Source organism: uncultured Campylobacter sp., from assembly GCF_937980635.1.
Taxonomy (GTDB): domain Bacteria; phylum Campylobacterota; class Campylobacteria; order Campylobacterales; family Campylobacteraceae; genus Campylobacter_B.
Window position 1 is genome coordinate 93,261 of sequence record NZ_CALJPG010000009.1, and the last position, 12,219, is coordinate 105,479.

A 12,219-nucleotide genomic window follows, 5' to 3' on the forward strand; every position below is an offset into this window, starting at 1 on the left:
CTTAAAATTTAATGGATTTAAAAGCTCATCGCTCCGATAAATTTAGCTATGCGCTCGTCGTTGCTACCGAAGAATTCCTCTGCGTCGCCGTCGAATGCGATAACTCCGCTGTCTAAGAATAAAATTCTATCTGCGATCTTGCGTGCAAAGCCCATATTGTGCGTGACGATGATAAGCGAGCGATCCTCTGCGGCAAGCTCTGCAATAGTCTTTAGCACCTGCGCCTCAAGCTCGGGATCAAGCGCGCTCGTAGGCTCATCCAGCAGCAAAAACTCAGGCTGCATAGCAAGCGCCCGCGCGATCGCTACACGCTGGCTCTGACCGCCGGAGAGGCGAGCCGGATACGCGCCAGCTTTATCTGCCATACCGACTTTTTTTAGCAGCGCCATTGCATTTGCCTCGGCAAGCTCGCGTGGCTGTTTTAGCACGTGTACGGGTGCTTCGATGACGTTTTGCAAGACATTGAGGTGCGGAAAGAGATTGAAGCTTTGAAAAACCATGCCCGTATGAGCGCGGAACGGATGATACTCGCTTGTTTTATGCGGAGCGTCGAAATTTATCTTAAACTCGCCTAGCTGTAGCTCGCCGCCGCTTGGAATTTCGAGCAGATTTATGCAGCGCAGCATCGTGGATTTGCCGGAGCCGGAGCTTCCTAAAATCACCGTCGTTTGCCCGTCGCGAAATTCTAAGCTTAGCCCATTTAGCACGACGTGATCGCCGAAGCGCTTAGTTAAGTTCGTAAATTTTATCATCACACGAACCTTGAAAATCGTCGCTCTAACTTGGATTGTAAGAACGTAAGAAGGGTGCAAACTGCTAGATAAAATAGCGCCGCCAGCACGTATAACGTAAGCGGATCGAATGCCCGTGCGGCGATACGTTGAGCGACCATAAACATATCGACCATCGTAATCGAGGCTACGAGCGAAGTGTCTTTAAGCGTAGAGATAAATATATTTGATAGCGGCGGCAGCGATATGCGCGCTGCTTGCGGAGCGATAATGCGACGCAGAATTTGAGCGTAGCTCATGCCTAGCGAGGTAGCCGCTTCCCATTGCCCCTTTGGCACCGATAGGATCGCAGCTCGCACCGCTTCTGAAGCGTAAGCGCCGATATTTAGGCTAAAGGTAATGATCGCAGCAGCCCAAACATCAAGAGTGATCCCGATGATTGGAAGCCCGAAATACACGATAAAAAGCTGTACCAAAAGCGGAGTGCCGCGAAAAATCCAAATATAAATTTCGCTTAGCTGCTTTAAAATTTTAAAATTTGCGATGCGCGAGACCGCCGTCAGCACCGCAAGCACGAGCCCGAGCAGAAATGAGATTATCGTAAGCGGGATCGTAACTTGCAGCAGGGCTAGCGCCATCGGCTCTAGCGAGCTGCTAACAAGCTCTAAAATTCTGCTTGTTTCGTTCATTCACTCACATCTTTGCCGAAATATTTAAGCGAAATTTCTTTTAGCTTGCCTTCGGCTTTGAGTTCGTTTAAGGCTTTGCTGATTTGATCTGCGAGCTCTTTATTGCCCTTTTGCACGATTGCAGCGCTATAATCGACGTCTTTTAGCTTTGCAGCGATCTTAATCGGAGCGTCCGGGCGCTGCTTTAAAAAGTCGTAAAATACGGTATTATCGCGTACGACGGTATCTACGCGGCGAGCGATCAGTAGCTCCATACTTTTAGCGAAACTATCGACGGTTACGTTTTGCGCGCCGTATTTCTTAGCGACTTGCGCCCAGTTGCTGGTAGCGGAGTCTGCATTTTTCTTGCCTTTTAAATCCTCGAAGCTTTTAATGTCGTTGTTATCTTTATGCACGATGATAGCGCCGTAAACGACGGTGTAGGGCACAGAATACTCATATTTTTTCTTGCGCTCATCAGTGATGCTTACTTGATTAAACACAGCGTCTGCCTTGCCTGCATCAAATGCTGCAAGCATCGCATCCCAAGGCGCGGTTAGAAATTCTATTTTTAGACCAAGCTTTTCGGCGACTGCGCGCGCGACATCTACGTCGTATCCTACGAGCTCATTTTTGTCGTTATAATACGAAAATGGCGAAAAGGTGCCTTCGGTAGCTACTTTAAGCGTACCTTCGCGTAGCGTTTTAGAGTTTGCACCGCATATTAAAAGCGCGCACGCAAGCAAAGTTTTTATTAAATTTTTCATAATTCCTCCAAAATTTTATGAGCGAAATTTAAAATACGAAATCCCGCCCAACCAAGTTTAAAATTCCACGCTTCAACTAAGCGGTCGTAGAATTTACTCCGTAATGTCTTTGCCGAAATATTTAAGTGAAATTTCTTTCAGCACGCCTTTTTGCTTTAGCGATTTTAGCGCGGAATTTATCTGCGCCGTCAGCTCGTCGTCCTTTTTAAGCAGCACAGCTGAATAGATCGGCTCATTGCCTTGAGCTGCGATTTTTAGTGGGGCGTTTGGGCGCTGCTTCATATAGTCGAAAAATGTGATATTGTCGTTGATCGTAGCGTCTGCGCGACGAGCTATGATGAGCTCCACTCCCTTGCTAAATCCGTCTGCCGTAACGACCTCGGCGCCATAGCTGCGCGCCATGTCAGCCCAGTTACTGGTAGCGGAGTGGACGCTTTTTTTGCCTTTAAGATCCGCAAAACTCTTAATCTCCTCGTTATCAGCTCGCACTACCAGCGCAGCGTAAGCTACGGTATAAGGCTCGCTGAAATTATATTTTTTCTTGCGCTCCTGCGTGATGCTTACTTGATTCATCGCTATGTCCGCTTTGCCTGCGTCAAATGCCGCGAGCATCGCATCCCACGGCGCGGTTAAAAATTCCGCCTTTAGCCCTAGCTCTTTTGCTAGTGCGCGAGCGATATCGACATCAAAGCCGGTAAGATTATTTTTCTCGTCATAGAAAGAATACGGCGAGTAAGTCCCCTCCGTGGCTATTACGAGCGTGCCCTCTTTAAGCGTCTTAGCGCCTAAGGTAGCGGTGATCAGCGCTGTTGCGAGCAGGGCTTTAAATATTTTCATTGAATCTCCTTGAAATTTAGCTATCGCTCGCGCTGCGAGCAGATGCGCGATTATATCGTGCGGAATATATAATTTTTATTAAAAATTTTAAATTTTAGTAAGACGTGATACAAAATTTCGCCTGCATGACAAAACTTTAGCTCATATATTTTTAAAATTTTGACAGAGGTGATTTATAAAATTTCAAGTTTATTAGGTAAAAGTATCACAGAGGGAATTCAGCCTGCGATATAAGATAAAATTTGCAAGTATTTTGAGGCGATTTTTTGAGTTAGAAGCTAAAATTTTGCGCAAGCTAGACTTCTGCTTGCAGTTGCGAGCGCAAGAGAAGCAAAATTTCTCTCAAAAGCGCTCGCAAGATGATCCTTTTGAAAAAGACGAGCCGCTAGCGAATTTGCCCGCCTCCGCGGACGACGTATTTATAGGTCGTGAGCTCTCTCACCCCCATCGGCCCTCTGGCGTGCAGCTTTTGCGTGCTGATGCCGATCTCGCCGCCGAATCCAAACTCGCTGCCGTCGCTAAAGCGCGTCGAGGCATTGGCGTAGACGATCGCGCTGCCGACTTCGTTTAAAAACCGCTCGATGTTTGCGTAGTTTTCACTCAAAATTGCGTCCGAATGTCCGCTGGAATGCGCGTTTATAAAGCTGATCGCCTCGTTCGTATCCCGCACGGCGCGTACGGCTAGCACGAGATCCAAAAACTCGGCACCAAAGTCGCTCTCTCCTGCAAGTTTGACGTTTTTAGCACCTCGCAGCTCCGACTCGCACGCATTAAAAAGCTCCGAACTCACGCGAAACTCGACCTCTGGCATTTCGCGCACAAGCTCAGGCAAAATTTCGCCCGCCACGCGCTCATGCAAAAGCACGCACTCAACGGCGTTACAAACGCTTGGACGCTGGGTTTTGGCGTTTTTGATTATCTTTGCCGCCTCGCTCAAATTTGCGCTCTCATCGACAAAGATGTGGCAAACTCCCTCACCCGTCATGATGATCGGTACGGTCGCGTTTTGCGCGATAAAATCTTTTAAGCTCTTGCCGCCGCGCGGTATCAAAACGTCGATATACTCGCTCATTTTCGCCATGTGCGCTACGACTTCGCGTTCGGCGCTCTCCACGAGCTGCACTGCACCCGTCGGTAAGCCGAATTTCGCCCCCGCCTCGTTAAATAAATTTACTAAAAAGATGTTTGAATTTAGCGCACTAGCACTGCCTCGCAGGATCGCTGCATTGCCGCTTTTTAGCGCCAGAGCCGCCGCGTCGATGCTGACGTTTGGACGGCTCTCATAGATGATACCAAGCACCCCCAGCGGCACGCGCACGCGGCTGATTTGCATGCCGTTTGGATGGCTCCAGCCGCCTAGATTCTCGCCCACGACTTCGGCGAAGCCCGCCACCTCGCGCACGCCCTGCGCCATAGCCTCGATGCGGGCGTCGGTTAGCCTTAGGCGGTCCAGCAACGCCGCACTCAAGCCCGATTTCTCGCCGTTTGCAAGGTCTTTGGCGTTTGCCGCTTTTATCGCGTCCTTTTGCGCGAGCAGCTCATCCGCCACGGCGTTTAAAATTTCAAATTTAGCCTTGCTACCAAGCCTCAAAAGCTCGCCGCAAGCGTCTTTTGCGCGCTTACAGATCTCTAAAATTTCGTTCATTTTTGCTCCTTACTCTATAAATCAAATCGCATGCTGCGTATAAAAATGCCGCGAGCGTCGCTTGTATCGCGTCCAAAATTCCTGCGCGTCTTATTTTTATCCGCGCGCGACGGCTTAAATTTAGCGCGCTTTAGGCCATTTTATTTCGGATTTTCTTGCGTCAAAATTTCGCTTACTCGCCCGGCATTATGCCCAACCTTCTCGTTCCAATTCGCGCAGGGCGCTTTTACATAATCCGCCGGCTAATATCCGCACAGTTCAAGAACGTCTAGCTCGCCGTTTTTATCGGCGTCCAGTTCGTTAAATTTCGCCGCCCACGCCGCGCCTTGCGCCGAAAATTTAAACTTAATATTCTTTGGGGCTACCGCTTTCTCCCACTCGGCGCGGTTTAGCGTGCCGCCTTGATCCTCGTCGTTAGCCGCTATAAAAATTATAGAGGGATTTGCCTCTTTGCACGCCCACGCCGCGCCCGTCAAAAGTAGCGCAAAAAATATAATCTTTTTCATCTTCGCCTTCCGTTTGAAATTTTAAACGCACAGAACACGGCTAAAATTTCATTGCAGCGCGATATTATCCGCGTGGATCGCGTCATCGTCGCTTTTGTAGCCTAAAGCCTGCTCTATCTCATCGCTTTTTACGCCCGCTATGCGCGCAAGCTCGCAGCTTGAATAGTTGCTAATACCGTGTGCCAGCAGCTTGCCGTCAGTCGCGCAGACGTTTACGATCTCGCCGCGCTCAAACTCACCGCGCACCTCGGCAATCCCGACCGCAAGCAGGCTTTTGCCCGATTTTATCGCCTCTGCCGCCCCTGCGTCGATAATCACCGCGCCTTTGCTAATCGCGCCGTATGCGAGCCAGTATTTACGCGAACTAAGCCGCGCCGCGCCCGCGCTAAAGAGGGTGCCGACCTCGTCGCCCGCCGCTATTTTAAGCAAAATTCCGTCCGTACGCCCGTTTGCGATGATCAGGCTAGTGCCGATCTGATTTGCCATTTGCGCCGCCGCGATCTTGGTCGCCATGCCGCCCGTGCCGAATTTACTGCCCTCGCCGCCTGCCATTTTGACGACGCGCTCGTCGATTTCTTCAATAAAGCTTAAAAGTTTTGCGTCCGCGTGCTCGCTCGGATTTTTGTCGTACAGCCCGTCGATATCGCTTAAAATCACGAGCAGATCAGCATCGATTAGCCCCGCTACTAGCGCGCTTAGCGTGTCGTTATCGCCCACTTTGAGTTCATCTGCTACGACGGGGTCGTTTTCATTTATGATCGGTACGATGCCGCGCGAGAGCAGCTCCGCGCAGACGTTTCGCACGCTAAGATAGCGCGCCCTGTCGCTAAAATCGCCTCGGCTTAACAGCAGCTGCGCGATAATGCGGTCATGCGCCCAAAACAGCCGCTCGTAAAGATGCATCAGCGCGACCTGCCCGACCGCCGCCAGAGCCTGCTTGCGGCTTAAAATTTTAGGTCTTTGCGCGATGCCTAGCAGCCCCATGCCCGCGCCCACGGCGCCCGAGCTTACCAAAGCCACGCAAAAGCCCGCATCTTTTAGCTTGCAAATTTGCGCGACTAGACTTTTGATGAGCCGCTCATTTAGCGAACCGTCCGCATTGGTAAGCGTCGAAGTACCGATTTTTACGACGATACGTTTTGCGCCGCCCAGAAGCTCTTTTCTACCCATTTTCCGCTCCGAAATTTTTGAAAATTATATCGAAAACGGCTTATTTTAAATTTTATGTTTTGAGCTGAGTAGATGCGAGCTTTTGGTTTAAATTTATTCCCGAGTAATTCTAATAAAGCGTAGAGATAGTCCGTCTACGAAGATCGTAACGGGAGATAAACTCCCGTTATCGCGCGAAATTTTACTGATTTAAAATTTACCGGATCCTTGCTAAAGCGCGGCGTTGAGACTTAGTTGCATCTCCACGTCGTCGCTAACGAGCAAAATTTTCTTCATTTTAGCCTACTTTTTGGTGGCATTGCCTTCTTTATCTTCAGTCTTCACCTCTTTCGGCCCCACATAATCCTCCCCGAAATATGCCTTCTTTATCTCTTCTTTTTTGATTGCGGCTTTCTTTTCGTAGATTTTGTATTCAGGCTTCCAGTAGTTTAGCATATTGTTTAGCCCGCTGTGGCCTACCTCGGCGTGACAGCTAGCGCAGGTTAGTTGCTTATCGGTATTTAGCAAGCTTTGATAGTGAGCGTGCATCTTTTGAGCCTGGGCTGAGGTTAGCTTATTATCCACCAAATTCGTATGGCAACTAACGCAACCGTTATCAAATACGAAGTGCTCTCTTTTCTCTCTATTTTTATGCCAGTCTATAGCCTCCGGGTCTTTGAAGAAATGAATATATCCCTCCATCAATCCGTTTTTAGCTTTAACTAGGACGTATTTGGCTAGGTTGTCGTGAGGTATGTGGCAGTCTACGCATTTAGCCCTTACTCCGCTTTTGCCTTTGCCGCTGTGAACGTCGTTACTATAAGCTATAACCATAGGATCCATCTCGTGGCACACTACGCAAAACTTCTCTCCGCTAGTTTCTTCTAGGGCGTAATGTACGGGCAGTACGACTAAAAACCCTATAATGCCGCTTACTAATATAATAAGCGCTAGTACTTTCTTTGAAATTTTCATGGCGTTACCCCCATCCATTGTGGAACTTCGTGTTCGTGGCACTCCGTGCACATATTGGTTGATTTTTTATGCTCGTTGTGGCACTCGTCGCAGTATAGCGTAGGGCCGTCGTGAACCGAGTTGTGGGGATTTGCTTTTAGCAGATCCATGTATTCTAGTCTTTTAGCTATCTTTTTCTTGTCGCCGTGACAGGATATACAGCCTTTATCGCCGATAGATTTAAATTTACTAGCGTCGTTTCCTTGTCCTTCGTGACAATCAAGACAGGTGAAGCTTAGCTTTTCGTGGTGAGGTTTTAAAGGGTGTTTGGCTCGCAGTTCATCGGTGACGTTAAGATCTACTAAAGACGTTATCTTTGCGCTTGGTGCGCCTGCGCTAAATGCAAAAGAGCATAGCAGCATAGATGCGCACAAGGCGAGAAACGCTTTATGTTTCATGCGAATTTCCTTTCGGATGCCTAGTTTGCAAATTTAACTACAAATTCGGCTTCAAATTTAAAAGTACCGCAAGCCGAATTTGACCTGCGATACGAAATAAGATTTGCAAGTATTTCGAGGCGATTTTTGGGGTTGCGCGGCTAAAATTTTGCGCAGGCTAGACAAAATAGTCTGCCAAGCAAAATTTTAGCAAGCTCCGCAAAAAGCGTCCGAAAGACGCCGCAAATTAGCCTATATTCTCACCGGCTATCATACCAAACGTTAGACAATCTGCGATCGCCACGCTACCTAAGCGGCTAGCTCCGTGTACGCCGCCGGTGATCTCGCCTGCGGCAAATAGTCTTGGGATAGGCATCTCGGTTTGTAGCGAGATAACCTGAGCTTTGGTATTGATATCGATACCGCCCATAGTGTGGTGAAGTTTTGGCGTACCGCGCATAGCGTAGAAAGGCGGTTTAGAGATATCTACGCCGTTTGTAGTGGTTTTATCCATAGGCTTACCGAAGTCTTCGTCTTTGCCTGATTTGACGAAGCTATTATATCTCTCGACGGTCTTTTTTAGCTCTGCGGCAGGGATTTTATAAAAAGCCGCTAGTTCGTCTAGGGTTTCAAATTTCTTTAGTACGCCAGATTCCAGCGGTTTGGTGTAGTGCTCAGGTATGACCATGTTTTTTACGCCCTCAGAATCGCAGAAGTTGATAGGATAGATATCGGCTTTTGCGTCTATTACTTTAAACATAGCTTGAGAGCGCGTGCGGCGGTCTGCTAGCTCGTTCATATAGCGTTTGCCGGTTCTTGGATCAACTGAAATTCCGTAGCGGAAACTTCCGTTTACGTTAAACATAGAGCCTACGCCAAAGCCTTTTTCGTCAGGGCATGCCCATGGACCAAATTGTATCCAGCTAAGTTGCACTGGAGTTGCGCCGATCCTAAACGCCTCTTTCATAGCGCCTGCGGTTGCGCCCGGGTGGTTGGTGCTATCCGTAGTAGGCAAGATAGACGGATCTTGTACCTGTCTAAAAAATACGTCGCGGCAGAATCCGCCTGCTGCTAGTACTACGCCTTTTTTAGCTTTTATAACTTTTTTAGTTCCGGTAGTGTTTTCGGCGTCGTCTTTTTGGCTCTTTGGATCAAATTTATAATCCTCTCTGATGATCACGCCGTCTACGCCGCCATCTTCGCCTAGGACGAATTCGTCAAATTTAGCTCTTTGTCTTAGCTCGCAGCCTTGTAGGTTTTTAAAGTATTCTACCATCGGCTGAACGATACCCGAACCCGAGCCGTTAGCGGTCTGAAGCGATCTAGGTACGCTGTGCCCGCCTGCGTGAGTAACTTTATCTATGTATTTAGCGCCGCATTTTAGAGTTAGTTTATATGCGTCTTGCGCGCGAGTAGCGATGGTGTCGATTAGATCTACGTGGTTTAGGCCGCGACCGGCTTTTAGGCAGTCTTTGATAAATAGCTCGTTGCTATCTTTGATACCTTCGGCTTTTTGTTTGTCGCTATTTGGAACGGCAAATATACCGCCGTTAATTACGGAGTTACCGCCGACGCGTCCCATCTTTTCTAGGATTAGGACTTTATTGCCCTTTTCGGCTGCGGTGATACCGGCCGCAAGTCCTGCAAAACCGGAACCAACGATAACTACGTCCCACTCCTCGTCAAATTTGACGTCTTTAGCGTTAACCGCAGCATTTGCGTTTACGGAGCCGAGCGCTAAAGCACTCGCGCCAACTAGGCTCATTTTGAGCAGATCACGTCTTGAAACGTTTTCCATGATGTCTCCTTTATTTTACCGTTATACGGTTTTTTTGATGCCTAATTTTGGAGTTATTGTACCAAAAGTTAAATAAAAGCAAAATAATATTATTTAAAAATTGTTTTTAAATTTTAAAATCGCCGCCGCTAAAAAGCCGCTTATCGGCTGCCTACTAGCTCTAAATTTAGACAAATTTTAAATTTAAATCTCTACATAAAATTTATGCGCTATGAGAGCGTGTATCCTGCGCTGGATAAAAGACCCGCAAAAGCAGGTCTTTATTTCTCGCAAAGCTTACCGCATGCGTCGGCACGGCATCTGCTGCAGTGAGTCATCTGCGCCATAGAGCCGCCGATTAGCTTGCGCATGCCGCGAATTTCTTCATTCGAGGGCGATTTGATATTTGCAAAAGGGGTATCATGCACGGGGATCATCGCCATGCAGTTCATGATATCGGCCTGCCACTCCTTGGCTTTTTTCGCGATTTCGGGTACGTGAGCCATATTTACGCCGGGGATTACGACCGTATTGATTTTGACGATCATGCGGGCTTCTTTTAGCTTGCGGATCCCTTCCTCTTGGCGCGCCTGAAGAATTCTAGCGCCCTCTTCGCCGCGGTAAATTCTATTTCCGTGGCGTACCCAGTCATAAATTTTGCCGCCCACTTCGGGCGTTACGGCATTGACCGTTACCGTCACGTGGCTCACGCCGATGCGCACGATATCATCCACGTGCTCGGGCAGAGCTAGGCCGTTTGTGGATAGACAAAGCAGGGCGTGAGGGAAGCGGGCTTTGCATTTTTCAAAGGTAGACAAAGTTTTGTCGGCATCGCACATAGGATCTCCGGGCCCTGCGATACCGATGACTGAGATATCTTGTCTAAATTTAAATAGATTTTCCACGTATCTTACGGCCTCATCCGGGCTCTGCACCTTTGCCGTTACGCCGGGGCGATTTTCGTTTGCGCAGTCGTAGATGCGGTTGCAAAAATTGCATTGGATATTGCAATGCGGCGCTACTGGAAGGTGCACGCGCCCGTAGGCGGCGGATGCTTTTTTGCTAAAGCAGGGGTGGTTATCGAAGGAGGGTTTGGCGAAAAAATTCATCAATCTTTTTTCCTTCCGAATTTTATGGCGTCCGCGTGGCAAACGTCCATACAATCTCCGCAGTTCGTGCAGTTCATCTCGTCCGGTCTCGTGCCCATTTCGCATTTGCGCAAACAAGCGTTGCAGTTATCGCAGGCACTCGTTTTATAAACGCGAAATATTGAAATTTTACGCAGCAGCTCCATTATGCCGCCGCTAGGACAGGCGAAGCGACACCATAAATTTGCGACGATCAAGGACGCGGCGATGAGGGCTACGACTACGGCAGTGCGAACCGCCCAGTACCAGTCGGAAAATTTAAAGGACATGATAACGGCGTTGAGATACTCGTCGCTGGTGCGGATAGGGATCATAACGCGGGGGTTGCCGTAGATAAAATACACGCCCGCGCTAAGCAAAACAGCTAAAACCATGCCTATCTGCGCATATCTTAGCTTCCTGTTATTTTTTAGCTTAAGCTTAAAAGCGGCAAATTTGCCGAGCATTTGATTTACGAATCCGCCCGGGCAAAGCCAGCCGCAAAACGCGCGCCCGAGGAAAATAACCAGCACGGGGATAAATAGCCAAAAGCCGAAAAACACGGTCGCGATCCGCCCCCAGCACGTGACGATCGGACAGGATTGGCAGTTTACGAAAGGCACTATAAAAGGGCATCTAAAAATCCCGTAATAAGCCCATTGCCCGATCGCGCCGATAAAAATCAGCTGCACTAAGCGACGAATTTTAGTTAGCCTAGAGACTTTTTTCATCTTTGCCATATTTACTATACTAAACATCTTTTACACCAAACCTTTCTATGAGTTCAAGCCCACGCGCCGAATGGATGGAGGTAAAGCCGTGTCGCTCGAAAATTTCCTGCCCCTCCACGGAGCAGACGAAGTCCGAGAAGTCGTCGGCCAGCTTCTCGTCTTTTACGTATTTCATAATATTTAGCGTAAAGGTAAGCGGCCCCGGCGGGATGAGTTTCTCGTCGATCGGCATATATTCGATTTTGTCTTTAAATCTATCGTGCGTCGTTAGGCGCTTTTCGATTATGGACGCATCGCCCTTGCCATCTACGAGATCGCACATCATCTGGATGACGCATGAGCCGTTGGCGACCATATTTTTCATAACAGACTCGGTAAGACCTGAATTTTTTAAAATTCCCTTTACCGGTCCGCTACCAGGAGGCGATGCCCTTAGCGGCAGCATCACCCTTACGCCTGGCTCTGCCAAATCCTTCAGATCGCGAATGCCCGCGGGATTGCCTTTTGGCACTACTAAAACGTAGTTGGTAAAACATAGCGGTCTAAAGCGGAGGCTAAGCCCAGCCTTACGCAGTTTTTGAGACAGCTCCAAAACGCGAGCGCCGAATACCTCCGTCTTGCTTTGCAAGGCTAGCAACGACTTTCCGAGCGCGCCCGCAAAGGCGCCCGTGTACTGGATATTATGTCCCGTTCTTGACTCATAAATGGCGTTTAGCTCGTTAAATGCTTCGGACAGTCCTCCGCACGACCAAACCTGCAGCGAATCTGGCTTAAACGGCGTATAGCCAGCGAGCATCGTTTCCGGTCCGGCGATGGCGGCTGCCGCCAAAGCTCCTTTTAAAAAGCCGCGACGAGATTCGTCTATCTCCTTAAATTTCATGCAATCTCTC

At 48.7% G+C, this 12,219-nt stretch carries 13 protein-coding genes; all 13 read right to left on the bottom strand.

The annotated features are described in order from the left end of the window. Window positions 1-17: 17 nt before the first annotated feature. Window positions 18-752: an amino acid ABC transporter ATP-binding protein gene (locus Q0460_RS01815; protein WP_299084131.1), complete on the bottom strand. Its 735-nt coding sequence runs from the start codon at window positions 750-752 to the stop codon at window positions 18-20. Continuing rightward, window positions 752-1,420 (bottom strand): amino acid ABC transporter permease, encoded by a 669-nt coding sequence (locus Q0460_RS01820; RefSeq protein ID WP_299084134.1) that lies wholly within the window; start codon window positions 1,418-1,420, stop codon window positions 752-754. The genes Q0460_RS01815 and Q0460_RS01820 overlap by 1 nt, the downstream gene beginning before the upstream one ends. Next, on the bottom strand, window positions 1,417-2,166 hold the full coding sequence (locus Q0460_RS01825; RefSeq protein WP_297905416.1) for an amino acid ABC transporter substrate-binding protein: 750 nt from the start codon (window positions 2,164-2,166) through the stop codon (window positions 1,417-1,419). The genes Q0460_RS01820 and Q0460_RS01825 overlap by 4 nt, the downstream gene beginning before the upstream one ends. Window positions 2,167-2,259: 93 nt before the next feature. Further along, entirely contained in the window at window positions 2,260-3,003 is a 744-nt protein-coding gene (locus tag Q0460_RS01830; protein WP_299084137.1) for an amino acid ABC transporter substrate-binding protein, read from the bottom strand. A 385-nt stretch (window positions 3,004-3,388) separates the two neighbouring features. After that, window positions 3,389-4,648: a glutamate-5-semialdehyde dehydrogenase gene (locus Q0460_RS01835; protein ID WP_299084140.1), complete on the bottom strand. Its 1,260-nt coding sequence runs from the start codon at window positions 4,646-4,648 to the stop codon at window positions 3,389-3,391. 242 nt (window positions 4,649-4,890) lie between these two features. Then, complete coding sequence (locus Q0460_RS01840) at window positions 4,891-5,154, bottom strand: EF-hand domain-containing protein (protein WP_299084143.1); 264 nt, start codon at window positions 5,152-5,154, stop codon at window positions 4,891-4,893. A 48-nt stretch (window positions 5,155-5,202) separates the two neighbouring features. Then, on the bottom strand, window positions 5,203-6,324 hold the full coding sequence (proB, locus tag Q0460_RS01845) for a glutamate 5-kinase (protein WP_299084145.1): 1,122 nt from the start codon (window positions 6,322-6,324) through the stop codon (window positions 5,203-5,205). Between the two features lie 282 nt (window positions 6,325-6,606). After that, a complete protein-coding gene (locus tag Q0460_RS01850; protein WP_299084148.1) occupies window positions 6,607-7,278 on the bottom strand; it encodes a NapC/NirT family cytochrome c in 672 nt (223 codons plus the stop codon). Continuing rightward, window positions 7,275-7,715 carry a cytochrome c3 family protein gene (locus Q0460_RS01855; protein WP_002952455.1) on the bottom strand — a complete coding sequence of 147 codons (441 nt, stop codon included), beginning with the start codon at window positions 7,713-7,715 and terminating at the stop codon, window positions 7,275-7,277. The genes Q0460_RS01850 and Q0460_RS01855 overlap by 4 nt, the downstream gene beginning before the upstream one ends. Before the next feature lie 226 nt (window positions 7,716-7,941). After that, window positions 7,942-9,492: a flavocytochrome c gene (locus tag Q0460_RS01860; protein WP_299084150.1), complete on the bottom strand. Its 1,551-nt coding sequence runs from the start codon at window positions 9,490-9,492 to the stop codon at window positions 7,942-7,944. 260 nt (window positions 9,493-9,752) lie between these two features. Further along, window positions 9,753-10,580, bottom strand: coding sequence for a radical SAM protein (locus Q0460_RS01865; protein ID WP_299084233.1), 828 nt, complete (start codon window positions 10,578-10,580; stop codon window positions 9,753-9,755). Continuing rightward, window positions 10,580-11,356, bottom strand: coding sequence for a 4Fe-4S binding protein (locus tag Q0460_RS01870; RefSeq protein ID WP_298954786.1), 777 nt, complete (start codon window positions 11,354-11,356; stop codon window positions 10,580-10,582). Before Q0460_RS01870 ends, Q0460_RS01865 begins: the two co-directional genes overlap by 1 nt. Next, complete coding sequence (locus Q0460_RS01875; RefSeq protein WP_299084152.1) at window positions 11,349-12,209, bottom strand: substrate-binding domain-containing protein; 861 nt, start codon at window positions 12,207-12,209, stop codon at window positions 11,349-11,351. The genes Q0460_RS01870 and Q0460_RS01875 overlap by 8 nt, the downstream gene beginning before the upstream one ends. Window positions 12,210-12,219 lie beyond the last annotated feature (10 nt).

Bases quoted from the DNA above. Each gene is read 5' to 3' on its own strand.
- Q0460_RS01815 (WP_299084131.1), bottom strand. From the start codon at position 752: ATGATAAAATTTACGAACTTAACTAAGCGCTTCGGCGATCACGTCGTG.
- Q0460_RS01820 (WP_299084134.1), bottom strand. From the start codon at position 1,420: ATGAACGAAACAAGCAGAATTTTAGAGCTTGTTAGCAGCTCGCTAGAG.
- Q0460_RS01825 (WP_297905416.1), bottom strand. From the start codon at position 2,166: ATGAAAAATTTAATAAAAACTTTGCTTGCGTGCGCGCTTTTAATATGC.
- Q0460_RS01830 (WP_299084137.1), bottom strand. From the start codon at position 3,003: ATGAAAATATTTAAAGCCCTGCTCGCAACAGCGCTGATCACCGCTACC.
- Q0460_RS01835 (WP_299084140.1), bottom strand. From the start codon at position 4,648: ATGAACGAAATTTTAGAGATCTGTAAGCGCGCAAAAGACGCTTGCGGC.
- Q0460_RS01840 (WP_299084143.1), bottom strand. From the start codon at position 5,154: ATGAAAAAGATTATATTTTTTGCGCTACTTTTGACGGGCGCGGCGTGG.
- proB (WP_299084145.1), bottom strand. From the start codon at position 6,324: ATGGGTAGAAAAGAGCTTCTGGGCGGCGCAAAACGTATCGTCGTAAAA.
- Q0460_RS01850 (WP_299084148.1), bottom strand. From the start codon at position 7,278: ATGAAAATTTCAAAGAAAGTACTAGCGCTTATTATATTAGTAAGCGGC.
- Q0460_RS01855 (WP_002952455.1), bottom strand. From the start codon at position 7,715: ATGAAACATAAAGCGTTTCTCGCCTTGTGCGCATCTATGCTGCTATGC.
- Q0460_RS01860 (WP_299084150.1), bottom strand. From the start codon at position 9,492: ATGGAAAACGTTTCAAGACGTGATCTGCTCAAAATGAGCCTAGTTGGC.
- Q0460_RS01865 (WP_299084233.1), bottom strand. From the start codon at position 10,580: ATGAATTTTTTCGCCAAACCCTCCTTCGATAACCACCCCTGCTTTAGC.
- Q0460_RS01870 (WP_298954786.1), bottom strand. From the start codon at position 11,356: ATGTTTAGTATAGTAAATATGGCAAAGATGAAAAAAGTCTCTAGGCTA.
- Q0460_RS01875 (WP_299084152.1), bottom strand. From the start codon at position 12,209: ATGAAATTTAAGGAGATAGACGAATCTCGTCGCGGCTTTTTAAAAGGA.